We start from the raw sequence: 25,269 nt of genomic DNA, 5'->3' as shown, positions 1-25,269 counted from the left end.
ATACTCGGGCATTTTCTTTTCAGCTTATCGTAACTGAAAAAGATTATCGACACCAAGAAATCTACGACACGTAAATCCTTCTGCGTAAGTAACTCCAATATGCTTACCTAAGTCACGGGCCCTTGCATCGATGATCTTCAAGAACTCAGGCGAAGAAATATATGTGCCGTGCTCATCGTTGTCAGGATTAAAAAACTGTGTAGAGAATGCGTGAACTGACTCCATCTTTTTATTCCAAAAATCAGTAACATCGATTAGTATATCAGGTTCAATATATCGATCTTGTATATATTGCAGTAATAGTTCGGGACGCCATGCCACCTGCACCTTTCCACCTAAATCTGTCTTTACTTTTGCCAGACCAGATAAAAACACTGCATCATTTACCAGGTCGCCCGCTCTGCCGTGATCGGGATGGCGGTCGTGCAACGCGTTGGCAAGAATGATTTCCGGCTGGTATTTGCGGATCATTTGAATAATTTGAAGCTGATGCTCTTCATCATTTTTGAAAAAGCCGTCGCGCATCCGCAGATTCTCACGGGCATGCAGTCCTAAGATCGCCGCAGATAATGTTGCTTCTTCATCTCTGGTTTCAGCTGTGCCTCGCGTTCCAAGTTCGCCTCTGGTAAGATCTACAATACCAACCTTCTTGCCCGCTGCTATGTGTTTTAAAATCGTTCCGGAACAGCCAAGCTCGGCATCGTCAGGATGAACGGCAAACACCAGTATATCCAGCTTCATATAAATTCTGTTTTTAATTGTTTGAGTATTTTTTTCTTTACTTTATTAGAATTGGGCTTTGTGAAGGGGTAAAAGAAATCGACCACCTCACCCTCACGGTTTATTAAATATTTGTGGAAATTCCATCGGGGCGAAGCGCCGATATTACCGTTTTGCTTTTTATTACTTAAAAATTTGAATAGCGGGTGAGCATATTGGCCACGCACTCGCATTTTTTCAAATACCCGAAAATGTGTATCATAAGTTGCCTGGCAAAAGTTGAGAATCGCTTTACCATCCAGCGGCTCCTGACCGCCAAAGTCATTAGAAGGGAACGCTAATATTTCGAAATCCTGGCCTTCCAGGTCTCGTCGAAGAGCCTCAAGATCTTTCAATTGTGGGGTGAAACCGCAATCGGTGGCAGTGTTAACAATTAGCAGGACTTTATTATCGAATTCTTTTAAACTCATCATCTCGCCATTCATTTGCTGAACTTCGAACTGATGGACTGACCTTTTATTCATTCCTAATTATACATGTAATAACCCGAACTTTTGATAATGTTTTCAATCTCCCGATCTTGCTCCGCATCGTATTGATTTTTCAAGTTATTACCGAAAACGCGTGCCACACTTTGGTAGAAAAAAGCAGTGACGCCACCCTTCATCTCTTTCAAAAGATCATAACTGCTGTTACCAGTTTCCCGGTCAATAAGTTTTATAAGAATTCCACCCTGAGTAATAGTCAGATTTTTGATCTCCTTGTTAAACATCGTTTTTAGCTCTTTTTCAAATGCCTTAACAAGCTTCCTCTTCTCCCGACGCGTAACAGTAACGGCCAGGTCGCGCTGCAATTGCTCGTATCGGTTACGTGCAAACATGGCATAAGGTAAAACCCTCAACACATTGTACCGCAACCGATTAAACTTAGCTCGTTCGAGTGGTGATTTGAATATACGGGTGTTAACAATAACTACATCCTCCAATGGAAACCATGGTATCAGCTCATTGTCAACGTTGGTTACAGCAACTCTGATCGTATCATTTTTCCCCTTTATAAAAGGGTCATTTTTGATCTGGCCGACTGCTCCAAATGACATCAGGATGAAAGAAAAAATAGCCGCAAGCCTGATAATTTTCATAAATTTAGGAATTGTAAAGTTACAGCTAAATATGTATTTATTAATACTCCGAGAACTAGAATGTAACCCATTGAAGCCAAACGCTTTTTAAAACAGCTATTGTATAATATGAATGAATTAGTGATTGATCTTGAGGCTGAAAAAAAAGAAATTCTAAAAAGGTACCGTGCTTTATTAAGGGCTTGTAAGCCCACCATGCAGAAAGGCGATAAAAAGATGATTCGCCGCGCCTTCGATATGGCGTTAGAAAGTCACCAGGACATGCGCCGTAAGTCTGGCGAGCCTTACATATACCATCCCATTGCGGTAGCGCAGATTGCCGCCGAAGAAATTGGCTTGGGTACTACCTCTATCGTTTGCGCCCTTCTGCATGACGTTGTAGAGGATACTGATATAACACTGGAAGACATTGAAAGGGAGTTTGGAAAGAAGATCGCCAAAATAATTGACGGCTTAACGAAAATTTCCGGCGTGTTTGATTATAACAGTTCTTTGCAGGCAGAGAACTTCCGCAAAATGCTACTTACCCTGGCAGACGATGTCCGGGTTATCCTGATTAAGCTGGCGGACAGGTTGCATAACATGCGAACCATGGACTTTATGCCTCGCGACAAGCAACTAAAGATATCATCTGAGACGGTTTACTTGTATGCTCCACTTGCTCACCGGTTAGGGCTTTACATCATGAAGTCAGAGCTGGAAGATCTTTCTATGAAGTATATGGAACCGGCAACCTACAAGTCGATAGCCAAGCAACTGAACGAAAAAAGAGCGGAACGGGAGAACTTCGTTAAAGACTTTATTGAACCAATAAAGGAGATTTTAAACGAACAAGATCTCAAAGCTGATATTTACGGCCGCCCAAAGTCCATCAATTCAATTTGGACCAAGATGCGCAAAAAGAATATTCCTTTTAATGAGGTATACGACCTGTTTGCGATACGAATCATTTTAGACAGTAAACCTGAGAATGAAAAGTCAGACTGCTGGAAAGCTTACTCTATTGTTACCGACCTTTATCGTCCAAACCCTGACCGCCTTCGCGACTGGATCTCATCACCGAAGGCAAATGGCTATGAGTCTTTACATACCACGGTTATGGGTCCACGTGGCCAGTGGGTTGAGGTACAAATCAGAACCCGGCGAATGAATGAGATAGCCGAGAAAGGATTTGCTGCCCATTGGAAATACAAAGAATCCTCATCAGACAGTGGACTTGACCAGTGGATTCATAAGATACGGGAGTTGTTAAGTAATCCTGAGGCAAACGCTCTTGACTTTCTTGACGATTTTAAGATGAATCTTTTTTCTGACGAGATATTTATCTTCACACCAAAAGGTTCATTGATACAGTTACCGATAAATGCTACAGCTCTTGATTTCGCCTTTGAAATACACACCGATATTGGCGCAAGCTGTATAGGAGCCAAAGTTAATCACAAGCTTGTTCCGCTAGCTCATAAGCTGCAAAACGGTGACCAGGTAGAGATTATCACTTCCAGCAAACAAACCCCGAAGGAAGACTGGTTAAGCTTTGTAGTAACAGCGAAGGCTAAATCAAAAATTAAATCGGCTTTAAAGGAAGAAAAGCGCAAAGTAGCTGAAGAAGGTAAAGAAATACTTGAACGTAAGCTTAAATCGTTGAAGATCACTTATAATACCGACAACCTTTATAAGCTAACATATTACTTTAAGTTGCCTTCTACGCTAGACATGTTCTATAATGTCGCCACAGGAATTATTGACCTTAAGCAGCTTAAGGAATTTGCTGCATCAGAAAAAGTTGTAGAAAACAAGCCGGAGAAGCCAGAACCTCTGCCGATAGAAGGTTTTATCAAAAAAGCGAAGGGAAAGGATAGTGATACATTACTTATAGGGGAAGATCTCCAAAAGATAGATTACAAGTTATCAACCTGCTGCAATCCAATCCCCGGAGATGACGTTTTTGGATTTGTTACCGTTAGCGAAGGGATTAAAATACATCGTACCAATTGTCCTAATGCAGCTAAATTGATGGCTAATTATGGTTACCGGATTGTAAAGGCAAAATGGGACTCACAGAAAGAATTAGCCTTCTTAACAGGCCTTCGTATTACTGGAATTGATGACGTAGGGTTAATCAACAGTATTACGACCGTCATATCAAGCGATTTCAAAGTCAACATGCGTTCTATAACGGTAGACAGTTATGAAGGAATCTTTGATGGATCCATAATGGTCTATGTCAACGATACAGAGCATCTTAACAGTCTGATAGCTCGCTTAAAAGAAGTAAAAGGAGTCACTTCAGTTACACGCTTTGACTCTCCTGAGGGTACGATAGAAAAAGCGTCCTGAATAACCGGCCCATAAGTCTTATTTTTTGAATAAATTTGCCTCTCGATACTCAAACTATGTCTGTACCAGAAACCATAGCAATGGTTAAAAAGATTTTCGAAGCTCATCTCGAAAATAAAAGCCTTCGTAAAACACCGGAGCGTTTTGCCATTCTGGAAGAAATCTACTCCCGTAATGACCATTTTGATGTAGAATCCCTCTACATTCATATGAAAAACAAGAAATACCGCGTAAGCCGCGCGACTGTTTATAACACTCTTGAATTGCTGTTAAACTGTGACTTGGTCACCAAACATCAGTTTGGCAAGAACATGGCTCAGTTCGAAAAATCATACGGCTACAAGCAGCATGATCACATCATATGCATGGATTGTGGCAAGGTAGTAGAGTTCTGCGATCCCCGGATCCAGCAAATACAAAGTATGATGGGTGATATCTTAAAATTCGAAATTAAACATCACTCCCTCAACCTGTATGGTAACTGCACTAAACTTAAAGCAGGTAATTGTGATCGCTACCTGGCGAAAGTTTAAAAGTGTCAGAGATAACCTACGGGCATGTCCAGTTAACAAACTGCTACCAGCAATTTTATACAGGTATTAAGTGTTCACATTCTCTCACACTTATAGATTTGTGCCTATTTGATTTTTTATCTGAAAAGGTAACTATATGATTATACTTTTGCAGAAGATTTCAATTCCGGACATAAAAAGATTATTACTCCGATTAAAAAATTAAAAACCAGATAATGGCTGTTGACGTGTTATTAGGCCTCCAGTGGGGCGACGAAGGAAAAGGGAAAATTGTTGATGTTTTAAGTCCTGATTATGATCTTATTGCCCGCTTTCAGGGTGGACCAAACGCGGGTCATACACTCGAGTTCAACAACCAAAAATATGTTTTAAACACCATTCCTTCCGGTATTTTTAATGAAAAAGCCATGAACCTTATCGGCAATGGTGTAGTAATTGACCCTATCACTCTTAAACGAGAACTAGATAATTTAAAAAAGAGTGGCTTTGATCCTGTTGCTGATAAAAAACTTGTAATCGCCCGCAAGGCTCATTTAATTTTGCCTACTCATCAACTGCTGGACGCCGCTTCTGAGACTAAAATGGGTGTCGATAAGATTGGTTCAACACTGAAAGGGATTGGTCCAACCTATATGGACAAAACAGGCCGCAATGGCTTAAGAGTAGGCGATACTACTCTTGCTGATTTCCGTGAGCGTTATGACCGCCTTGTTGCCAAGCATAAATCAATATTATCCCACTATGGTGAGATACCTGATTTCTCTGAAAAAGAAGCTGCGTTCTTTGAAGCGGTTGAACTTTTAAAGACCATACCACAGGTTGATAGCGAACATTTTGTTAACCAATACCTTGCTGAAGGTAAAACTGTGCTCGCTGAAGGCGCGCAAGGCACCATGCTTGATATTGATTTTGGATCTTATCCATTTGTAACTTCATCGACTACTACTACAGCAGGGGCCTGTACCGGTCTTGGCGTAGCACCTAAAAGTATTGGCAATGTTATCGGGATCTTCAAAGCTTATTGCACTCGTGTAGGAAGCGGTCCCTTCCCTACTGAGCTGGAAGACGAGACGGGCGAAAAACTCCGTCAAATAGGTCATGAATTTGGTGCTACTACCGGACGCCCCCGGCGGTGTGGATGGATCGATCTTCCAGCCCTTAAGTATGCCATCATGCTAAACGGTGTGACTGAGATGGTAATGACCAAGGCTGATGTATTGAGCGGGTTTGAAACGATTTACGCCTGCACGCATTACAAATATCAGGGTGAAACTATTGATTATATGCCATATGACATCAATGCGGTTAAAGCCGAACCTGTGTTTGAAGCAATACCGGGCTGGAATGAAGATCTTACGGGCATAAGAGAACTTTCTGAAATTCCTCAAAAACTTCAGGATTATATAAACTATTTGGAAAAACACCTTGGCGTTCCGGTAAAATATTTATCAGTAGGACCGGACCGCGTGCAGACGCTGACACTTTGCTAAATCATAAACAGCTTCTGTAGTACTTACAGGAGCTGTTTAAATTGTTCCGATTAATGCCAAAGGCAGATACCCAGCAGACTGTTTCTTCGGAAGCGTTTAAAATCAAAGCAATGAACTGGGCTTCATCGTTTGATACCGCTTGTTACTTTGACTCTAACAACTACCCTGATCCCTACTCTGCTTTTGATGTTTTAATAGCAGCAGGTGCCAAACGTTTTATAGAATGTAAAACGGGTACCGCTTTTAAGCAGCTCGATTTATTTTTAGAACATAACAGTACCTACCTTCCAGGATTTCTGACCTACGATCTTAAAAATGAAGTAGAACATTTGGAATCAAATAACGCGGACCATCTCCATTTTCCGGACCTCTATTTTTTTGAGCCTCTCCACCTTATCATCATTAAAAACGGGGAAGCCCGCATTATATCTCCAACACCAGGTGAAATCCTTCAAGATATTGATAACATCAAAATCACAGACAATTTAAATGCTGAATTTAACGGAAATTTAAAAAGCAGGTTTACAAAGTCTGAATACATCAACACAATAAAGGAATTTCAGAAGCATATCCACAGAGGTGAAATTTACGAAGCAAATTTATGTCAGGAGTTCTACGCTGAAAACGCTTCTATAAACCCGGTAGATGCTTTTCTTGAATTGAATCAAATCTCACCTACCCCCTTTTCCAACTTCTTTAAGCTGGGCAAAAATTTTATTTTATCTGCCACTCCAGAGCGGTTTCTAAAACGACAAGATGATAAGCTCATTTCTCAACCGATTAAGGGAACCGCTAAAAGGCAGCCTGATCATAAGCAAGACGAAGCAGAGAAAGCTAACCTCCGTAAAAACGAAAAGGAACTTGCCGAAAATGTGATGATTGTTGACCTCGTTCGTAACGACCTGACCAAAAGCGCTGTTCCGGGTACCGTAAAAGTGGAGGAGCTTTTTGGAATCTACACCTTTAGGCAGGTTCATCAGATGATCTCCACTGTTGTTTGTCAGGCTAATAAGAGTTTAAGCAATGCGGATATCATAAAAAATACATTCCCAATGGGTTCTATGACTGGAGCGCCAAAGATTAGTGCAATGAAGCTGATAGACAAATACGAAAAAACCCGCCGTGGAGTTTATTCCGGTGCGGCGGGCTATTTTTCACCCGAGGGCGACTTTGACTTTAATGTAGTTATCCGTTCGCTATTATTTAATTCAGAGAATGGATATCTATCCTTCCAGGTCGGTAGCGCAATTACTGCTGATGCAGATCCCGAGAAAGAGTATGAAGAATGCCTGCTAAAAGCGAAAGCGATTCTTGAGGTCTTAAATTGTAGGTTATAGGTTATAAATTTAACCTGCAACTCACAACCTGCAACTTAAAACCTTACTTTTTATAATATTGCCTGGCTTCTGGCAATAGTTTCTTAAGGTTTGCAATCCGTGTTGCATCACTTGGGTGTGTACTTAAAAACTCAGGTGGAGCACCACCTCCTTGTTTTGCTGCAGCCATCCGTTCCCAGAATAAAATTGCATTGTCAGGATTATATCCGGCCATTGCCATAAAAACCAGACCTAATCTGTCTGCTTCTGTTTCCTGTTTTCTTGAATAATTTAGCAAAGCTAACTGACCGCCAACACCATATAATTGTCCGATCACCTGCTGAGTTCCTGCAGACCGTCCACCTGCCGCGGCTCCAACTACTCCACCACCAACTTGCGCAGCGGTCATTTGTGACATACGTTCTGCAGCGTGCTGAGCAATTGCATGCGCAATCTCGTGACCCATTACTGTGGCTAACCCAGCATCATTTCGTGTAACGGGTAACAGGCCAGTAAATACGGCTACTTTTCCACCGGGCATACACCAGGCATTAATATCTTTACTTTCAACCAGTGTAAATTCATACTGGTAATTGTATTTGTCGCCATAGCCATTAGTCTGCATGTAACGGTTTATAGCACTCGCAATCTTGGAGCCTACGCTTTTTACCCGCTGAGCGTCAGCTCCACTTCTCACCACCTTTGTTGACGGGGCGTTTAAGAATTCACGGTAAGCTGCATCAGCTTGTTGTTGTATCGCCGATTCGTCAACCAGACTTAACTGACTTCTGCCAGTTAAAGGAACCGTTGAACAAGAACTCAGAATTGCAGACAGTGCAATTACGGAAAGGAATTTCAAATTTTTCATGATAACGATTATGGATTTAAAAGTGAATCTTAATTAGAGGTTTTTAAACTGTCTTTTTTTTGAACAGAAATACCTTTGATTCTTTACCTTTTAATAATCGCTCAATATTTTTTTGATGAGTTACAAGGATTAGTACACATATACACATCCCATATAAGATTACCGAGCGGATAGGTGATTGAAAAACAAATATGATGCTGAGGGGAAAAGTAAATCCTGAAAGGATTGAGCTAAGCGAAACATAGTTGGTGATCATTAACACCGTAACAAAGACAAGAACACAAAGCATCGCTGCCGGGAAGTGTACTGCCAATATCATTCCAAACAAGGTAGCAATTCCTTTTCCTCCTCTAAAACCAGCGAATACAGGGAATAGATGGCCCATAACAGCGGTGATACCCAATGCTAACTGGTAATTTGCAAACTGAACCGAGCTATGTGGACCAGTGACCGAAAGACCAATCAGATAGGCTAGATTTGTAGCCGTATAGCCTTTAAATATATCCAAAAGCATTACGGCAATACCCGCTTTCTTTCCAAGCACCCTGAAAGTGTTAGTGGCACCGGCATTACCGCTTCCATACTCCCTCACATCAATACCATAAAAGGCCTGTCCTATCCAAACCGCAGTGGGAATCGAACCAAACAGGTACGCAACAAGTAGGGCGGATATTGAATAAATCGAAATCATTCGGGTACAATAATACTAAAAAGCCCTTTGCTGATTACTTGGGAAAATCGATAAATCATTCCTTTATGGCTTTCAAGCTCATGTCCAGGCTCTTAAAAGAATGAGTAAGCGCTCCAATGGACACAAAATCAACTCCGCATTTTGCATATTCTACCACATTCTCTTCCGTAATACCACCGGAAGCCTCAGTTATGTAAAGCCCGTCTATCAACTGCACAGCCTCTTTCAAATGACTATAATCAAAATTATCCAGCAAGATACGGTCTACCCCACCCACTCTTATAACTTCTTTAACTTCCGTCAAGTTACGGACTTCGATTTCAATTGGAATATTAATCTGGTTATTGGAGAGGTAAGTCTTGGCGGCTTCAATGGCTTTGGCAGTCCCGCCGGAATAATCAACATGATTGTCTTTTATTAGAATCATGTCATACAAGCCAAAGCGGTGATTCTCCCCTCCACCAATTTTAACAGCGAGCTTTTCAAGGTAGCGCATTCCGGGTGTCGTTTTTCGGGTATCTAACACTTTTGTACCTGTACCAGCTAATAATTTAACAATATTATGAGTAGTGGTAGCTATTCCGCTCATACGTTGCATAGTATTTAAGACAAGCCTTTCAGCAACTAAAATAGAATGCACACTGCCGGAAACATACATTCCGATGTCGCCATGTGTTACCTGAGTTCCATCTTCTAAAAGGACCTCAATCTTTAGGCTGGGATCTACTACATTAAAGATCTCGCATGCAACCGCAACTCCAGCAAGTACGCCTTCATCTTTGATAATCAATTGAGCTTCGCCCTGCTGACCATTTGGAATTGTAGAAAGTGATGTATGATCGCCATCACCAATATCTTCTTTTAAAGCCAGATCAATAAAAGGAAGGAGTATATCTTTATCTAGATGCATGCAAATGTTTTGAATTCAAAAGTATGAATACTTGGGTATAGTATTCTAGTCTTTATCGAATTCAATTCGCATTTCAGTAATCAGAAAGCGTCCCCCGGTGTCTTTTAAAGAAATGCTGATACGGAAAGCGCCCCTGTCAGTATCGAGTTCTATCACGGTGAAGCGGTAGCTGGGATTTGAATCCAGGCGATGGACTACGAGTGCGTCAACAGGCTTATGTTTATTCAGAAAATCTTTTAAGATAATTTCAGCTTGGACCTTTGAATATACCTCTTCCTCACTTAAAATTATAAGTTCAACTGTCGACGCGAAATGTTTGGAGATTTCCCGCGTATTCGATGTTTTCAGATAACCGGCGAGATCATCGACGATATCGGCTTTAGCAGAGCTTACCGGAAAAACCCATAAACAGCATAACAGAAAGGAAATAACAACACCTGGTTTCATAGATATACTTAAATCAGAGCTAAAATTATGCCACCTGGTAAAAAATACGCTCATTCTCAAACTGCTCCTGTATATTTGCAGTAACGGGAAGCTTTGAAGTAATGCCAATTGTACGACATTATTTTAGATCATTCAAATTCATTTACCGTTAAAACAAGTTATACTTAATGGAGAAGAAAGCAATTTTACTTATTTTAGATGGATGGGGCTACGGAAAGCATGATAAAACTGATGCTATTACGCAGGCGAAGACCCCATTCTTCAATTCCCTGATCTCGAAATATCCCAACTCAACTTTAGAAGCCTCCGGCGAAGCTGTAGGTTTACCCGCGGGCCAGATGGGCAACTCGGAAGTTGGCCATATGAACCTGGGTGCCGGACGAGTCGTTTATCAGGAACTCGGACGCATTAACAAAGCCGTTCGCGAAAAAGAATTAGACGTCCATCCAATTTTAGTAAATGCCTTTGCCTATGCGAAGCAAAACAATAAAAAAGTACACCTGATTGGCTTACTGTCTGATGGCGGCGTTCACTCTCATATTAACCACTTAAAAGGTTTATGCGACGCGGCAAAAGCCAATAACATTGACAATCTTTTTATTCACGCTTTTTTAGACGGACGGGATACTGATCCGAACTCAGGAATAGGATTTATACAGGAACTAGAACAGCACCTGAGTCATTCCGCTGGTGCTATTGCATCAGTAGTTGGACGTTACTATGCGATGGATCGCGACAACCGCTGGGAACGCGTTAAACAAGCATACGATCTACTGGTGAACGGAATCGGTACCCCAACGATCAACATTACGGATAGTGTTAAGCGGTCGTACGATCAGGACGTAACTGATGAATTCATGTTACCTATCGTAAAAGTGAATGCTGATGGGCTGCCACTTGCTAAAATAGAGCCCGGCGATGTGGTTATATGTTTTAACTTCAGAACCGACCGCGGAAGGGAAATAACCCTTGCGTTAACCCAGAAAGATTTTCCGGAACTTGGCATGCATGCCCTTCCATTAAATTATATCACCATGAGCACGTATGATGATACTTTTAAAAATGTGCAGGTGCTATTCACAAAAGATGATCTGAGTAGTACCCTCGGGGAAGTATTAGAATCACATCAAAAAAATCAGATCCGGATTGCCGAAACCGAGAAATATCCGCACGTAACATTCTTCTTCTCCGGAGGCCGGGAAAAAGTATTCGAACAGGAGAAAAGGATTATGATCCCCTCTCCTAAAGTGCCCACTTACGATCTTCAACCACAAATGAGCGCCCCGGAAATTGCCGAAGCCATTTGTAAGGAACTGGAAACGGGATGGCCTGATTTTGTCTGCTTAAATTTCGCTAACCCCGATATGGTTGGTCATACCGGAGTATTTGAGGCCGTAGTTAAGGCTGTAGAAACTGTAGACGGTTGCCTGCAGCGCGTAGTGGAATGCGGTATAGCAAATGGCTATTCGTTCATTATCCTAGCCGATCACGGCAACGCCGATTATATGATTAATTCGGATGGTTCGCCTAATACCGCACATACAACCAATCTGGTTCCATGTATCCTGATCGATACCGATTATACAAAAATTGCTAACGGCAAGCTTGGCGATGTAGCTCCAACTATTCTAACAATGATGAATCTTCCTGTTCCCGAAATTATGACCGGACAGGTTTTAGTGTCGAGATGAGGTATACATTGTTTATTGTCTTCTTGATATTCTCAGCGTGCAGTGAGCCTAAAAAGGAGGAGTCAAAGTTGTATGAAGATCTCAAGGGCTTTTTTGATAGAGAGGCTCTACGCCTCACCAAAGCGGATCCTGAAATAAAAAAGACTGTCGCCCGTAACGACAATTCTGAAACCAGGCTAATAAAGAGTATTGACTGGAAAGTCGAGTTAAGCCTTTTCGCAGAATCAGATATCAATAAACCGGCCTGGCAAGATAGTTACAAAGTGATCAGCCAGGCACGTAAAACTGTTTACATGGCTGCTGATTCTAATTTAAGAACCCGGGAAATCAGTATCAATAAGGATGCTAAGGGAAAAATAATCAAAGTGAGAATTATCAATCACACGAAAAACCTGCTTTATTCATCCATTGAGCAGCTGGTCTATATCCCCGACTCCCTTTACCAGATCAGTAAGCAACAACATGTAGCTGTGATTGGCGAGAATCGCTACTTTATAAACGGGTTACTGCCTCACCAATAAAACATACAATTTAACTCATTAACGGGAACAATACATTTTTAAACTCTGAGGCAGATCAACTTTTGCTTCTTTAATTTCATGAATTTTCAATAGGTAATTCAATTACAAACACCGAGCCTTCACCTTCTTTCGTCTCCACCTTTATGGTGCCTTCATGCGCTTTAATAAAATCATAGCTCATCGACAAACCCAAACCAGTTCCCTGGCCGCTCGGCTTTGTGGTAAAGAATGGCTGGAAGATTTTATCCAGCAGTTTTTCCGGAATACCAAAGCCATTATCAGAAACTTTTATACTAATCTTTCCGTTTTCTTTCCGGGTCGTTACACTTACCACAGGCTCGAACGGTCCATTCAGCTGTCGTTTCTTTTGGTTGACAGCGTAAAAGGCATTATTAAAAAGATTTAAAAGCACACTCCCAATTTCCTGAGGAACGACATTAATTCTTTCAATGCTTTCATCCAGGTCAGTTTGGAATTCTGCATTAAAGCCCTTGTCTTTGGCCCTCAAACCATGATAACTTAATCGTAAGTATTCCTCACAAAGCCCGTTAATATTTGTTAATTCTTTTTCGCCTTTACGGTTTCGTGCATGCTGCAGCATTCCTTTTACAATGGCATCGGCCCGTCTGCCATGTTGATTTATTTTTTCCTCATTTTCTATCAAATGATCTGCAATAACCTTTGCTTCTTCAAATCTCCCTTTATCGATATCTTCCTTCATCTCAGCGATTAACTCAGCATTAACCTCCGAGAAATTGTTAATAAAATTGAGCGGATTTTGTATTTCGTGAGCAATACCGGCAGTAAGTTGTCCCAGGGAGGCTAATTTTTCAGCCTGTATCAATTGTTGCTGCGCCTTTTTTAAATCTAGCAGGGTTTTGTCAACTTGTTGTTTGGCTGCATCAAGCCGGTGGAAATCATCATATCGCGAATAGGCGGTAGAGAATGCGTCTGCCAGACATTGAATTAACTGAATCTCTTGTTCTCCTAACTTCGTAGTGTTTCCTACATACAGCATGCCTTGAAGAAAAGGAGCAAAATGCAGATAAAACCCACCACCTGGCAGCTTGCTCAAATACTGATCAGGAGAGTTATACACTCCCTGCTCTACCAGATTACCTGCAAATGCGGTGTAGGCTTCCTGGTCCCAATATTCTGTATGAAACTTTTTATTCCTCCACTGGGCCACTATTTCCGAAATATTTCCCGGAGTGCTATAAGGCAGATCAAAAGCAGCAACTGCTTTTCCGTCGGGTGTAGAGAGATATGTATGACTAAGCTGTTTCAGATCATCCATAATGAACACTCCACATCGGATAAAACGAACACCCAGCACAGTGAGCTCGTTCCATATTAATGGTGTGATTTTTTCAAGGTCATCGGTAGTGCGCATAGATGCTATCTCTGCACGAACGCGGTCAAGCGAAGCTTGCTTAACTGCCTCCCTGGCCAGTGCTTCGGCAGTTTTTAAATCCTCGTAACGACGATAGGTTAGACTGAAAACAGCTGCAAATCGTTTTAGAATAGAACATATCTCAGCGCCCAGCGGATCTTTGGTGAAAGTAAAAATCGCGCCTTCTTTGAAAAAGAAACAGCAACTACTCTGCTTTTCTGTACTTACATTCTGTGTGAATTGTGGTGCATGACTAGAAAGGGCTTTATAATAATTTATAATATCTTCGCCCGATAAGTCATAACATAACATAGCTTCTTTCCTAATCCAGGCATCGTAAGCTGCTTGGAGCATTGGATGGATAGACATAGACACATTACCTGTTTGCTGTCCGATTGTTCCATCAGCGGTGCTATTTGCCCGCCATACCTGCATAGTTTTTTCGCTTTTGTCGATAATTAATAATCCGCAACGCAACAGCGAAATGCCCAGTTTCTCAAGCTCATTAAACAATACACCTGTCGCATTAGCCACATCATTGCTATTACGCATAGCCATTGCACTGGCTCTTACCCGTTCAAGCGACGCTTCAATCTGGGCTTCTCTTATCTGCGCTTCTGTTTTTTGCAGATCAATAAAACGCTGATATAATCTTTCAAATTCAACTGCAATCTTTTTTACAACTTCTTTTTCTTCTTCCGTTGCTTCCCTGATATGACCAAATCCAACATAACCGAATTTGCAATATCCCTGCGTAATAAATAGTCCGTCAGGAAAATCCTCGGGATAAAACTTCCCTTCCGGAGGTATGGCCGAAAGAATTTCATCAAATAAATGAAATACGTGCGGAAGGATTTCCTTAGGATAAACATGACTATTAACTTGATCCGGACCGCCTTTCTTCCAGTTTTCAACACTCTCCTTCCAGGCATCCACTGCATCAAGGTCAATCGTTTGCTCTGCGTGTACACGCTGGCCATCCCTTCCGGTTGTCCGGAAAGAGAATTTATTATTTGCTAAATTAAATAGTGCGAGGTGAGAAAAAACCGGTGAAATTCCTAAAATATCATATTGCTCAAAAAGAACCGACAGTACATCACTCAGTTCAAAAGAAAAATGCATATCCAAAGCTCTTGCACGAACTCGTTCCAAAGCTGCCTCAATTTCCAACGCCCTGGTATTTTCCGCTAGCTTTCTTTCAAGTTCAGCTATGGTCAATTGAGGGTTTTCTGTCTGTTCAATCATAGCTAACAACTCTTTTTTCGTTCCTTACTATTTAATTGGTTTTCCGTGTCTCGCTCCTGCTTCTATCTCTGTAGCCCTTCAATTCTTATTCAATGATTCAATAAACCATTAGCAATGGAAGCACCGCAATTACCAACATCATATAAACACTGTGTTTGGCTGTAAACGATAAAATCAAATACGCATCAGCAATCTGGCAGGATAGAACTGCTGATTTTAAATTACTTCCGTTAAGGCTTTACTAAAGATAGTTAATTGTTGAAAAAGGTAGCGCCAAATACTATCGCTTTACTTTCTTAAAACAAGTGTCCTGTCAGGTGCGATTACTTACTATCATGTAGACGCTACTCCCGCCGGTCAAGTCTAATCTGAAGGCTGTTTTGCAGCTGCATAGTTTCCGCAAAACTTTGCTGTCCTTCATTCTCAAACCAACAGTGTTAAAAAACGATCAACATCAAAAAATGCATTATGTGCCGAGGGAGATATTTTGGGCAGTTGGAGGTCAGAACCATGATCGGTCTGCGGTAGAGTATGCAGCACCGTTGTAATTTTTTTCTCTGCCAATCGAGCGTACAAGTACCGGGTGGTTTTCACAGGGGCCATCACGTCATGCTATCCATGTATCAGCAACGTGGGCGGGCAATTTGAATGGATCTGTGTGACGGGTGAGAATAGAGCGCACATTTCGGGACACTCATCCGGATGACCGGCTAGCAGAGGAGCAAAAGATCCTGCATTTTTAAACCCTTTATCCATATTAAGGCGATAATACTCCTTCCCCATTATTTTTTTTTACCCATCCGGGCAATTGAGCCGGAACAGCTTTTTTCAGCTCTCTGGATTTAATCGCGTAGTGAGATGTTGGTTAGTATAGTAATACATGGCCTTTAAATCGGCAGGGCCATATAAGGAGATTACTCCGCGCACACTAGTGTCGGTTCTTTTCCTTGGTCCCGAAGGAGCAGCATTTGATTTTCAGAGTGCATTGATTTTATTTAAAGCACTTTGCAACCTTCAGCGGTTCTGGTTACCTGTTAATCGATTTGCAAGCCTTCTTAATTCCAAATTTCATTCATCGCCGTCAGTATAATAGGTTTACCTTCAGTAACGACAATAGTATGTTCATGCTGTGCCATAAAGCCGCCCCTATTTCCCACCATGGTCCAGCCATCTGGTAAAGTTTCAGCATAAGTAGAAGTCGTTGAAATAAATGTTTCAATAGCAACTACAGAGTGCTTCTTAAACCTTGTAAGATTAAATTTATCTCTGTAGTTCGCTATTTCGCCTGGTTCTTCGTGAAGACTTCTGCCTATTCCATGGCCTGTTAAGTTCTTGATAACCTTGTAGCCACGCTTTTTTGCCTCTGTTTCTATCAGCTGTCCGATATCAGAAATGCGTACTCCGCCTTTTATGTTGTGTATTGCCTTATGTAAAATTTCTTTTGATGCCTCAATAAGTTTTTGGTGTTGTTTGATATCTTCGCCAATAACAAATGACCCTCCGTTGTCCGACCAAAAGCCATTTAACTCGGCTGAGACGTCAATATTTATTAAATCCCCTTCACCGAGAATTTTCTTGCCGGAGGGTATTCCATGACAAAATTCATTGTTAACACTGATACAAGTCCAGCCGGGAAAACCATAAGTCAAATAGGGTGCTGATTTTGCTCCTAAGTCATTCAGAATTTGACCGCCATAGTTGTCTAATTCCTTTGTCGTCATACCCGGTCGGGCAAAGTTTCTCATTTCCTTCAAAGCGTAGGCGACAGCTTCACTAGCCTTTTGCATTCCTTTTAATTCCGATTCAATTGTTATTGACATTTCTGTTCTTTTAAGTATTCGTTTTGCGGTTAACAGGACTGACCGCTTAGGGTTAGATCTTATTGCTCTTTAGAACAAGTCCGCACGGATCCAACACTAAATAATATAAAGCAGCGAGACAAAGTAGACCAACGAGGCTACAATTGTAGACCATACAAAAGTAAAGTTTCTAAATAAAGAATAATACTCACCGACTATTCCATCAACAAATCTGCAGGGGGCACCACAGATTCTCAAGATATGTGAATCATAAAACAAAGATCGCTAAAAATAGACGGAGTATTTTACGGCAGACGTTCGCAGATTGAAAGCGCCTCCCCTACCGGAAGACAGGCAGATTCGCAGATGGTCTATTGTTACGGGATAGGTTCTGCGTAGATCAGCGAATTTTATCACCGTAAATCTGCGGGAAAACACAAATCCCGCATTCCGGAAAATGGTATATTTCGCCCACTTTAGTAATTATCGATGAAGCCCGACATCCTTAATGGCATAGATGTTTTTCTACAATATCCGAAAACATACAAAAACAAGCGACTGGCTCTCGTGTGCAATGATGCCTCGGCGACCTCCAACGGCAAACTCAATCGGGTAGCCTTGTTATTGGCAGGCTTCAATGTGGTGCGTTTGTTTTCGCCCGAGCATGGTATTAATAGTAACGGTGCGGATGGAGTAGCTCAAGACAATGAATTAGATGAATTAACCGGACTGCCTGTAACAAGTTTGTATGGCTCCAGGCTAAAGCCAACCCTCCAGGATCTCGAAGATATAGACTTAGTGCTATTTGATATCCCCGATATTGGCTGCCGCTTTTACACTTATCTGTGGACTATGACCTATGTGATGGAAGCCTGTGCCGATAGCAATCTACCATTAATCGTGTTAGATAGGCCCAACCCGATCGGCGCCCTGCTGGAACATGTTGAAGGTCCAATACTCGATGAAGAACATTGCAGTTCATTTATCGGACGATGGGCTATACCGCTAAAACATAGCTGCACACTCGGAGAACTGGCACTTTACTTCGCAGCCACCAGGTTCCCAGTTTTAAATCTAGAAGTCCTGAGGGTGGAGAACTATAGAAGACATTATACAGCCCTGCACAATTTTCCTTTCGTTCCGACTTCCCCGGCCATGCAGGACTTGCAAACTGCAATCCTTTATCCCGGAATGGGTTTGCTTGAAGGAATAAATATAAATGAGGGCAGGGGAACCAAAGAGCCCTTCCGTGTCTGCGGTGGCCCCTTCGTCTCGGGGGAGCAGCTACGGGATGAGTTGGCCGCCTTAGATATTAGCAGTGTAGAAGTAGAAAGTATTGCGTACGTGCCAACCGACGGTTTGTATAAAAACGAAAAGTGCGAAGGCATCCGCGTTACAGTAACTGATCCGTTGGCTCTGAGACCGGTGGCGTTAGGTATTTCTTTGTTGAGGATATTGTTCCGCCTATATCCCGAACATATTCAAATGCGCTTGTATAAAACTGTTGCCAACCCAGGCGGTGCCGGTCACTTAGATAAATTGCTTGGAGTCCGCGGTTCCTTCGAACTGTTGAGAAACAATGCAGGGATACTAATTGATGTAAAACAGCTGTGGGGTCCGGTGATTACACCTTATCTTTTGTATTAATTAATAAAAGAAGCTATCTAACGGGGAATCTACCGAAGAAAGTTTCAGGCAAAAATCGCAAAGAAAGGCTTGTGGAGCGCTAGACTTTAGCGCCCATTGTGCCTTACCTACCTGCTTTGCGCCAACTTCTCATTTCTTCAAAATAGTAACGTAAAATCTTAACATGCGCTAGTCATAGAGATACTTATTATTTTATGCAAAACTTCAAGATCCAAATCTTCCAGCTTTTTAAAATATAGACACGATTTTGAACTCTTATGCTTTCCGAGCTGGGAAAGCAACATATCCCGGTCTTCAAATTCTGTGGCGATATATAAAACGAGTGAATCTTTCCTTGGAGCAAAACCCGCCAGGGGAGCCTCGCCTTCATGGCCACTAGGATATTTGTAATGATATTTTCCAAACCCAATAATACTTGGCCCCCACATTCTAGGTTCAAATCCCGTAACCGATTTGAAAATTTCAAGCAGCGCGACGATGTCCGTTCTTCTCAATTCGTTTTCAATATTGTTGATGTATTTCATTTACATCTATGGTAATTTCGGTAGTTATATTTTTAGCCATATCTTTCTTTCAATGTTGTCCCACCTATAGCAAACTTGCGTCTGTCCTGTAAATAAGTTCCAACTAATCGAATCCAAACCATTTGGTAATCATAATTAATCTTACTATTAATGTGTAGTTATTTCCCTTAATGCGGGCACAACCCGATTGCCGGCCAAGATGATTGCGCCATGATGATCAAATTTGATTTCATTTGGATTATTGCACTCTGCTTTTTCCGCTTTCTGAAACTGCGGCTTCCAAAGACTTTCATGATCAATACAATGTCGATTGCTTGCGGCAAAGTTACGGGTATATACCTTTTCTTTGATTAACCCGCAATTTCAAGATTACTACGCAATCCTCCCTGATTATTCTCATTTAGTTGTTAAGTGTTCCCTGTCCGTTTCTGAAATAAGCCGAGGACTTTGGCATAAATAAAAGAAAAGAAACTATCACTAAAATTACAATGTGGGCAACCATTTGAGATGTCGAATTGAGTGCACCTATAGCGACATGGTAAACCAGCCAGGCAATTGCAAGCCAGCGAGCCCAGTTGACCCCCCTAAGAAGTAAAAGCCCACAAACAATTGCCAGAACACGGATAAAAAAAATCCAAACCAATTCGACCTTTATAGAAGTTGGTTCAAAATATTCGTTCGCATGGTAAACGATGCCAACGAAACCACTAATGATGAAAATAAAAGCGGTAACAACGATCGACAGTGGCCGGCTTTTCATTACTTGTTAATGTTTCTTAGGCTTGGCGAAGCGGCATTTCAGCGCTGAAGCTAATTAGATGCACTTCCGTTTCTTTGACCACAAGTGTATCATAGCACACGTCACTCGCCAATTTGCCAAACCTATATTTGCTTAGTAAATATTGTTCATCTCTATAATTTAATTCTCTCTTTCTTAAGCATAGTGATATTTCTTAAAGAACCAAACTTTCAAAAGATCAGCAGTAAGGATGTATGCTGCAACGATAAATAGCATGGCTCCGAGAATAAGCAATGGTAATGGGGTCAAGCCAATTTCAATAGCAAAAGGTAAATAAGGAAATCCAATAGTGAGTATTAAAGCAATAATACTAAATATAAAAAGGTACCTACCTGGTCTGCTTTTGAAAAAGTTTCTGTGTGTCCTGATGATGAAAACAATAAAAAGTTCTGAAAGAACTGATTCGATAAACCAGCCGGTTTGAAATTCAGATTCTTTAGCTTTCAGTAAATAATAAAGTGTCAAAAAGGTAAGGAGGTCGAACAATGAACTGTGGACACCAAAAACAACCATATAGTTACGAATGATTTTCAGGTTCCATTTACCCGGTTTTTCCAGTTGCTCTTTGTCTACGTTGTCAGTTGAAACTGTCAGGAAGGGGAAGTCGGTAAGGAAATTAGTCAGAAGTATTTGTTTTGGAAGCATGGGTAGAAATGGTAACACCAGTGAAGCTGCTGCAACACTGCACATATTGCCAAATGTAGAACCTGTGCTGATATATAGATATTTCAGTGTGTTGGCAAAAGTTTTTCTTCCTTCCTTAATCCCATCAACCAATACCATCAGGTCTTTTTCCATAACCACAAAGTCGGCTGCTTCTCTCGCCACATCAACTGCGTTTTCGACTGAAATACCGACATCTGCTGCATTTATTGCTGATACGTCATTGATTCCATCACCCATGTAGGCAACTGTATAGGTTTTTTTAAGCGCCAATATAATACGTTCCTTTTGTTGTGGCTCTACCTCCGCGAAAATGTGAGTTTTTTTTACCCTTTGTTTCAGTGCTTCAGGACTGGTGTTGAGAAGTTCCTCGCCCGTCATTACGATCGGGGTTTCTATACCAATTTTGTCAGCTATGGATATAGCTACATTTTTGTTGTCGCCCGTAATTATTTTCAATCCAACTTTGAGTTTGTGTAACTCCTCAATAGTTTCAATAATACCTGATTTGACTGGGTCATTCATCAGAATAAAACCCGCAAAAACCATTTCCTTTTCATCCTCCTTTGAAATATTTTCTGCATCAATGGCTTTGTAGCATATTCCAATGGCCCGTAAACCTTCTTTACCAAATTGAGCAAATCTATCTTTTAACTCCTGTTTGTGTGAGGTAATTTCTTTAATGCTATCGTTGTCCAACCTTATTTTAGTGCAGATGCTTACTATCTGTAAAAATGCTCCTTTGCTGATAAGTAGCTTCCCTTTTTCAGTGCTGACAGCGATGGTCAATCTCTTTCGAATAAAATCATACGGTACTTCCCCAACTTTTACTGGCAAATCGTTCTCTTCAATACTCAATTGTTTTAGTGCTTCGTCAATGGGGTTTGAATATCCTGCTTCAAGCGAAGCATTCCAAAAAGCAAGTCGCTTTACAAAATTACTTTCCTTTCCCAAACCATCCCGCAAACCCACTATCCTGATATCGCCTTCGGTAATAGTTCCTGTTTTGTCGGTGCATAGTAAGTTTACTTCTCCCAGATTTTGAATGGAGTTTAACTTTTTAACTATCACTTTTTTTTCCAGCAATCGCTTTGCTCCAGCACTCATGGCAATTGTGGTAATTGCTGGTAGTAGCTCCGGAGCCATACCTACTGCTAAAGCCAGGGCAAAGAGTGCCGATTCAATTACTGTTTTGTGATTTAATAGGTTTACAACGAGAATAAAAACAGCAAGCACCAAGGTTATTTTCATCAAGAAAAAACCAAAGTCTTTTATTCCTTTTTCAAATGTAGTCTCAATCGCCCCGGATGAACTTAATGCAATGCTTCCAAGGATGGTTTCCTCTCCTGTTTGGATGACCAAAGCTTTTGCATTTCCACTTACAATGTTCGTTCCTTCCCAAAGACAGTTTGTGCGTTTAGAAAGCGGAGTCTGTTCATCTAATACCCCTGCTTCTTTTCGTGCAGGATAGGATTCCCCGGTTAAGCTTGCTTCATTGGCATGTAACTCAACAGCATTAATAATGAGGCAATCCGCAGGCAGCATATCACCCGCATTTAAAAGGATTACATCACCGGTTACGACTTGTTTGGATGGAATTTCCCGAGGCAATCCGTCACGTATTACGGTCGCATTCAAGGAAATCATGGATTGAAGTTTCTCAACTACTTTCCCCGCATTTCTTTCCTGGAAAAAACTCAGTAATCCGGTTGATAGAACAATAAACAAAATAATGAAAACATCAGAAGTGTCGCCAAGAAATGCCGAAATAATAACTGCTCCAATAAGCAGTAGCATTAATGGACTTTTAAATTGGCTTAAAAAAAGTAAAAAATCTTTTTTGAAAGCTGATTTGCTTTTTGGATCAAGCCCTTTTTTCAGTAAAATCGTCTCGGCAACCACCTGAGATAGACCTCGCTCTGAAGTTTTTAATTTTTGAAGCCAATAGTTGACTTCAAATTGCCAAAATCTATTTTCCGTTGTCGCTGGCGTGAGGTCTTCCATTTTGCTTGTCAGTAACCTTGCTGCTTAAAAAATATTGGGATTTAATCCATCAGGTCGGCCTTTTTTAATTGTGCGATGCCCATCGTTAAGACTGATTCACTGTGTGAAAGGTTCTGACTTCATAAAGCGGGTTTCAATTAGTACTCCAACAACAACAACAAACAAAGCGACCATAAGGTGAATTAATTTTATATTCGTCTAATGATGGACGATGCACTAACCTTGCCAGTACTTGATGCTACGGAACAGCGTGTTCTCGGCGCTTTAATGGAGAAAAGTAAGACTACTCCCGATTATTATCCAATGACTTTAAATGCACTTACAGCAGCTTGTAATCAAAAAACATCGCGTAAGCCGGTAGTGAATTATGACGAAGAAACAGTAGTTGTTGCGCTTAATTCATTAAAGAAAAGAGGATTAATATCTACTGCGACTGGCGGCTCAAGCAGAGTGGTAAAATACAAACACAATTTTGCTATTGCCTTTCCGGTATTGCCTTCAGAAGTGGCTATTATTTGCTTATTGCTGCTACGAGGTCCGCAAACACCAGGCGAATTAAACACTAACGCTGGTCGGCTGTATGAGTTTGAGACATTGGAAGCTGTACAGGAAGTATTAGAAAAACTAGCCGCAGGAGATATGCCATATGTGGTTCAAATGCCACGCAGGCCCGGACAAAAAGAAGTTCGCTATATGCACCTAATAGGCGGGACACCCGATTTTGAAGAAGAGGAGTTGCCTGAAGAGCCGGCGCGAAGATCGGTTGGCGATTTAGAAAATCGAGTAGCAAAGTTAGAGCATGATTTTACAGAGATGAAAGAAGCTTTTGATAAGTTGATGAAGGAATTGATGGGTTAGGTTTTAAAGTGCCAGCCGCCTAAGCAACAAAAAATGCCATAGCGTCACATGGTATATTGGTATAACGCCAATTATCAATCAATTCATCCCTGCAATCGGGATTATGCAGACAGGGGTATTTACAGTTCGAAACCTGGTGTTAGGTGCTGACTTATCGCTGGTCTGTTTATCTCTCTATTTGTCTGTAATAGTATTGGTAAAAACTTTCCCATCCTTTATTACTGTCCTGCTTGAAAGGAAGTTTTTATAATTGTCGAATGGGCTTCTATCATAAATTATGAGGTCAGCCCTTTTGCCCTTTTCAACAGCACCGTACATGTTTTTCATACCTAATGCAGTAGCTCCGTTGATTGTCGAAATTTGAATGATGGAGGGAACGGAAAATCCGTACTCAAACAAGAGTAGTTGTTCTGACAAAGCGGCTTTTCCACCATTAGGACAATCAGTGCCAATTCGTAATTTGATACCTTTATCGTAAAACTTTTTAGCGATCAGCATAAAGGCTTTGAAGTTGTCAACATTGTGCTGCCTCCGAATTGCACTTAAACCAGAAGCCTGCCTGCCGCTTCCAGTATTGGAGAAATGTGATAATTCAAGATCATCAGCTACCAGGTGAATGGTGGTTGAGAAAGTTGCCCGCCGTTTTGCAAGCTGGTCTATCAGCGAATCGAGTGCTGCTTTTTTATTTTCCAAAATAAAACGGGCTTCATTCATGATTGCTTCAAAAGAAGAAAGTGAATCCCATTTGCCTTTTCCGTAATTAGTATCCATCCAGCCAACAAACTTCTTTTCATCTTCCTGACTAAAGGCAACGTTATGCATAATCGTGAATATGTGTTCGTAATTTCTCAGCCCTATCCCCATAGCTGTATCCATCTCCATTACGCCATTGTCGACATGTCCATAAACACGCATTCCCAAACTATCCGCGGTTTTAAAGGCTGCCGCAAACTCAGGTTTTTTTAAACGCCAGTACAATTTTATATCACGTATGCCCATTTTGTAATATTCCAATACTTTTAGCCGGGCAGCTGAAGGAGATTCAACAGTAGTATGTCCAATGTAAGGCTTACGCTCTTCCTTTGAAATGAGGGCTCCACCAGTAGTATAGATGTTGGTATAATTCGATACAGGATGGGCAGACCAGTTGAGTACAGGCTTTAACCAGGGTTCGGGCTGCCCCATTATCATTACGGCAGTTACTCCATATGGAAGATATGTATCAGAAAACTTTTTTCTAAGAATTTCTAAGGAATCTTCTGCAAGGTACTCTGGCGCAGCATCATAGTCGCCAAAGAAATGCATTGGATGAACATGCGCATCAATAATGCCGGGTGTCACGAGTTTACCTGATGCATCCACCGTTCTCCTTGTGTTAATAAACTCCTTGCCATCAACAACAGCTACAATGGTATCTGCATTAATGATGATATTTTTATTGTCAAGTACAACTCCGTTTTTTGTGTCAAACACCTTTGCATGTGCGATTTGCAAATCATAGGTGGTTTTGCAGGATTGAAATAGTATAAGTCCGAGTAAGAGAACAAATAGTTTCATTAGCGAAATTTAAATTGACTTTACAACAGAATAATAAGGCGTATCCCATCCGCCGGTTTGTGCACATAACCACTTAAATATAAGCTATATATAAATAGATCGTTATATATTATTG

Annotated in this window: 21 protein-coding genes; 8 read left to right on the top strand and 13 right to left on the bottom strand. The window is 41.2% G+C overall.

Features of this window, described 5'->3' with window-relative positions:
- Nucleotides 1-24: 24 nt before the first annotated feature.
- From bshB1 to AC1MCB_RS03050, 3 genes are read right to left on the bottom strand one after another with little or no spacing between them, the layout of a single operon-like run.
- Nucleotides 25-741, bottom strand: coding sequence for a bacillithiol biosynthesis deacetylase BshB1 (gene bshB1 / locus AC1MCB_RS03060; protein WP_479967276.1), 717 nt, complete (start codon nt 739-741; stop codon nt 25-27).
- On the bottom strand, nt 738-1,244 hold the full coding sequence (locus AC1MCB_RS03055; protein WP_479967275.1) for a glutathione peroxidase: 507 nt from the start codon (nt 1,242-1,244) through the stop codon (nt 738-740). The genes bshB1 and AC1MCB_RS03055 overlap by 4 nt, the downstream gene beginning before the upstream one ends.
- Nucleotides 1,245-1,246: 2 nt before the next feature.
- Nucleotides 1,247-1,861: a DUF4294 domain-containing protein gene (locus tag AC1MCB_RS03050; RefSeq protein ID WP_479967274.1), complete on the bottom strand. Its 615-nt coding sequence runs from the start codon at nt 1,859-1,861 to the stop codon at nt 1,247-1,249.
- A gap of 108 nt (nt 1,862-1,969) precedes the next feature.
- Here AC1MCB_RS03050 and AC1MCB_RS03045 point away from each other — a divergent pair, with 108 nt between their 5' ends.
- The 4 genes from AC1MCB_RS03045 (at nt 1,970) to AC1MCB_RS03030 (ending at nt 7,558) form a co-directional block, all read left to right on the top strand.
- Nucleotides 1,970-4,198 carry a RelA/SpoT family protein gene (locus tag AC1MCB_RS03045; protein WP_479967273.1) on the top strand — a complete coding sequence of 743 codons (2,229 nt, stop codon included), beginning with the start codon at nt 1,970-1,972 and terminating at the stop codon, nt 4,196-4,198.
- Nucleotides 4,199-4,254: 56 nt separating this feature from the next.
- Nucleotides 4,255-4,731: a Fur family transcriptional regulator gene (locus AC1MCB_RS03040; RefSeq protein WP_479967272.1), complete on the top strand. Its 477-nt coding sequence runs from the start codon at nt 4,255-4,257 to the stop codon at nt 4,729-4,731.
- A gap of 215 nt (nt 4,732-4,946) precedes the next feature.
- Nucleotides 4,947-6,221 carry an adenylosuccinate synthase gene (locus AC1MCB_RS03035; RefSeq protein WP_479967271.1) on the top strand — a complete coding sequence of 425 codons (1,275 nt, stop codon included), beginning with the start codon at nt 4,947-4,949 and terminating at the stop codon, nt 6,219-6,221.
- Between the two features lie 53 nt (nt 6,222-6,274).
- Nucleotides 6,275-7,558 (top strand): anthranilate synthase component I family protein, encoded by a 1,284-nt coding sequence (locus tag AC1MCB_RS03030; protein WP_479967270.1) that lies wholly within the window; start codon nt 6,275-6,277, stop codon nt 7,556-7,558.
- 43 nt (nt 7,559-7,601) lie between these two features.
- On the opposite strand, the gene AC1MCB_RS03025 is transcribed toward AC1MCB_RS03030, so the two are convergent.
- Genes AC1MCB_RS03025 through AC1MCB_RS03010 form a run of 4 tightly spaced genes read right to left on the bottom strand, consistent with a single transcriptional unit; the run spans nt 7,602 to nt 10,507 of the window.
- The gene (locus AC1MCB_RS03025; RefSeq protein ID WP_479967269.1) at nt 7,602-8,405 is read right to left on the bottom strand and encodes a M48 family metallopeptidase; all 804 of its coding nucleotides are present in this window, start codon (nt 8,403-8,405) and stop codon (nt 7,602-7,604) included.
- Between the two features lie 43 nt (nt 8,406-8,448).
- Complete coding sequence (plsY, locus tag AC1MCB_RS03020; RefSeq protein WP_479967268.1) at nt 8,449-9,096, bottom strand: glycerol-3-phosphate 1-O-acyltransferase PlsY; 648 nt, start codon at nt 9,094-9,096, stop codon at nt 8,449-8,451.
- A 55-nt stretch (nt 9,097-9,151) separates the two neighbouring features.
- Entirely contained in the window at nt 9,152-10,006 is an 855-nt protein-coding gene (nadC, locus tag AC1MCB_RS03015) for a carboxylating nicotinate-nucleotide diphosphorylase (RefSeq protein ID WP_479967267.1), read from the bottom strand.
- Between the two features lie 45 nt (nt 10,007-10,051).
- Nucleotides 10,052-10,507 carry a DUF4783 domain-containing protein gene (locus tag AC1MCB_RS03010; protein ID WP_479967266.1) on the bottom strand — a complete coding sequence of 152 codons (456 nt, stop codon included), beginning with the start codon at nt 10,505-10,507 and terminating at the stop codon, nt 10,052-10,054.
- Between the two features lie 113 nt (nt 10,508-10,620).
- Here AC1MCB_RS03010 and gpmI point away from each other — a divergent pair, with 113 nt between their 5' ends.
- Together gpmI and AC1MCB_RS03000 are read left to right on the top strand one after the other, a co-directional pair.
- Nucleotides 10,621-12,144 carry a 2,3-bisphosphoglycerate-independent phosphoglycerate mutase gene (gpmI, locus tag AC1MCB_RS03005; RefSeq protein ID WP_479967265.1) on the top strand — a complete coding sequence of 508 codons (1,524 nt, stop codon included), beginning with the start codon at nt 10,621-10,623 and terminating at the stop codon, nt 12,142-12,144.
- A gap of 68 nt (nt 12,145-12,212) precedes the next feature.
- A complete protein-coding gene (locus AC1MCB_RS03000) occupies nt 12,213-12,665 on the top strand; it encodes a hypothetical protein (RefSeq protein ID WP_479967264.1) in 453 nt (150 codons plus the stop codon).
- A gap of 76 nt (nt 12,666-12,741) precedes the next feature.
- Here the strand turns inward: AC1MCB_RS03000 and AC1MCB_RS02995 are convergent, their stop codons facing one another.
- Together AC1MCB_RS02995 and map are read right to left on the bottom strand one after the other, a co-directional pair.
- Complete coding sequence (locus AC1MCB_RS02995) at nt 12,742-15,303, bottom strand: sensor histidine kinase (RefSeq protein ID WP_479967263.1); 2,562 nt, start codon at nt 15,301-15,303, stop codon at nt 12,742-12,744.
- 1,055 nt (nt 15,304-16,358) lie between these two features.
- Entirely contained in the window at nt 16,359-17,123 is a 765-nt protein-coding gene (gene map / locus AC1MCB_RS02990) for a type I methionyl aminopeptidase (RefSeq protein WP_479967262.1), read from the bottom strand.
- 468 nt (nt 17,124-17,591) lie between these two features.
- Here map and AC1MCB_RS02985 point away from each other — a divergent pair, with 468 nt between their 5' ends.
- Nucleotides 17,592-18,749 carry an exo-beta-N-acetylmuramidase NamZ family protein gene (locus tag AC1MCB_RS02985; RefSeq protein ID WP_479967261.1) on the top strand — a complete coding sequence of 386 codons (1,158 nt, stop codon included), beginning with the start codon at nt 17,592-17,594 and terminating at the stop codon, nt 18,747-18,749.
- Nucleotides 18,750-18,907: 158 nt separating this feature from the next.
- Here the strand turns inward: AC1MCB_RS02985 and AC1MCB_RS02980 are convergent, their stop codons facing one another.
- From AC1MCB_RS02980 to mgtA, 3 genes are all read right to left on the bottom strand, one after another.
- Nucleotides 18,908-19,273, bottom strand: a complete 366-nt coding sequence (locus tag AC1MCB_RS02980; RefSeq protein WP_479967260.1) for a DUF1801 domain-containing protein — start codon at nt 19,271-19,273, stop codon at nt 18,908-18,910.
- Between the two features lie 400 nt (nt 19,274-19,673).
- Nucleotides 19,674-20,033 (bottom strand): hypothetical protein, encoded by a 360-nt coding sequence (locus AC1MCB_RS02975; RefSeq protein WP_479967259.1) that lies wholly within the window; start codon nt 20,031-20,033, stop codon nt 19,674-19,676.
- A gap of 174 nt (nt 20,034-20,207) precedes the next feature.
- Nucleotides 20,208-22,739: a magnesium-translocating P-type ATPase gene (gene mgtA / locus AC1MCB_RS02970; protein WP_479967258.1), complete on the bottom strand. Its 2,532-nt coding sequence runs from the start codon at nt 22,737-22,739 to the stop codon at nt 20,208-20,210.
- A gap of 204 nt (nt 22,740-22,943) precedes the next feature.
- Between mgtA and AC1MCB_RS02965 the strand changes: the two genes are divergently transcribed.
- Nucleotides 22,944-23,597, top strand: coding sequence for a YceH family protein (locus AC1MCB_RS02965; RefSeq protein WP_479968779.1), 654 nt, complete (start codon nt 22,944-22,946; stop codon nt 23,595-23,597).
- 174 nt (nt 23,598-23,771) lie between these two features.
- Here AC1MCB_RS02965 and AC1MCB_RS02960 read toward each other — a convergent pair whose 3' ends face one another.
- Nucleotides 23,772-25,154 (bottom strand): amidohydrolase family protein, encoded by a 1,383-nt coding sequence (locus AC1MCB_RS02960; RefSeq protein WP_479967257.1) that lies wholly within the window; start codon nt 25,152-25,154, stop codon nt 23,772-23,774.
- Between the last annotated feature and the right edge of the window lie 115 nt (nt 25,155-25,269).

This window comes from Daejeonella sp. AP26, from assembly GCF_056680515.1.
Note: the sequence above shows the minus strand (reverse complement) of the source record. Positions and strands in the feature narration are given on the sequence as shown.

What these genes read in the sequence shown, in the direction of transcription:
- AC1MCB_RS02965 (WP_479968779.1), top strand. Translation starts at nt 22,944, where the DNA reads ATGGACGATGCACTAACCTTGCCAGTACTTGATGCTACGGAACAGCGT.
- mgtA (WP_479967258.1), bottom strand. Translation starts at nt 22,739, where the DNA reads ATGGAAGACCTCACGCCAGCGACAACGGAAAATAGATTTTGGCAATTT.
- AC1MCB_RS03035 (WP_479967271.1), top strand. Translation starts at nt 4,947, where the DNA reads ATGGCTGTTGACGTGTTATTAGGCCTCCAGTGGGGCGACGAAGGAAAA.
- AC1MCB_RS02985 (WP_479967261.1), top strand. Translation starts at nt 17,592, where the DNA reads ATGAAGCCCGACATCCTTAATGGCATAGATGTTTTTCTACAATATCCG.
- plsY (WP_479967268.1), bottom strand. Translation starts at nt 9,096, where the DNA reads ATGATTTCGATTTATTCAATATCCGCCCTACTTGTTGCGTACCTGTTT.
- nadC (WP_479967267.1), bottom strand. Translation starts at nt 10,006, where the DNA reads ATGCATCTAGATAAAGATATACTCCTTCCTTTTATTGATCTGGCTTTA.
- AC1MCB_RS03045 (WP_479967273.1), top strand. Translation starts at nt 1,970, where the DNA reads ATGAATGAATTAGTGATTGATCTTGAGGCTGAAAAAAAAGAAATTCTA.
- AC1MCB_RS03010 (WP_479967266.1), bottom strand. Translation starts at nt 10,507, where the DNA reads ATGAGCGTATTTTTTACCAGGTGGCATAATTTTAGCTCTGATTTAAGT.
- AC1MCB_RS02960 (WP_479967257.1), bottom strand. Translation starts at nt 25,154, where the DNA reads ATGAAACTATTTGTTCTCTTACTCGGACTTATACTATTTCAATCCTGC.
- bshB1 (WP_479967276.1), bottom strand. Translation starts at nt 741, where the DNA reads ATGAAGCTGGATATACTGGTGTTTGCCGTTCATCCTGACGATGCCGAG.
- AC1MCB_RS03050 (WP_479967274.1), bottom strand. Translation starts at nt 1,861, where the DNA reads ATGAAAATTATCAGGCTTGCGGCTATTTTTTCTTTCATCCTGATGTCA.
- AC1MCB_RS03055 (WP_479967275.1), bottom strand. Translation starts at nt 1,244, where the DNA reads ATGAATAAAAGGTCAGTCCATCAGTTCGAAGTTCAGCAAATGAATGGC.
- AC1MCB_RS02980 (WP_479967260.1), bottom strand. Translation starts at nt 19,273, where the DNA reads ATGAAATACATCAACAATATTGAAAACGAATTGAGAAGAACGGACATC.
- gpmI (WP_479967265.1), top strand. Translation starts at nt 10,621, where the DNA reads ATGGAGAAGAAAGCAATTTTACTTATTTTAGATGGATGGGGCTACGGA.
- AC1MCB_RS03040 (WP_479967272.1), top strand. Translation starts at nt 4,255, where the DNA reads ATGTCTGTACCAGAAACCATAGCAATGGTTAAAAAGATTTTCGAAGCT.
- AC1MCB_RS02995 (WP_479967263.1), bottom strand. Translation starts at nt 15,303, where the DNA reads ATGATTGAACAGACAGAAAACCCTCAATTGACCATAGCTGAACTTGAA.
- map (WP_479967262.1), bottom strand. Translation starts at nt 17,123, where the DNA reads ATGTCAATAACAATTGAATCGGAATTAAAAGGAATGCAAAAGGCTAGT.
- AC1MCB_RS02975 (WP_479967259.1), bottom strand. Translation starts at nt 20,033, where the DNA reads ATGAAAAGCCGGCCACTGTCGATCGTTGTTACCGCTTTTATTTTCATC.
- AC1MCB_RS03025 (WP_479967269.1), bottom strand. Translation starts at nt 8,405, where the DNA reads ATGAAAAATTTGAAATTCCTTTCCGTAATTGCACTGTCTGCAATTCTG.
- AC1MCB_RS03030 (WP_479967270.1), top strand. Translation starts at nt 6,275, where the DNA reads ATGCCAAAGGCAGATACCCAGCAGACTGTTTCTTCGGAAGCGTTTAAA.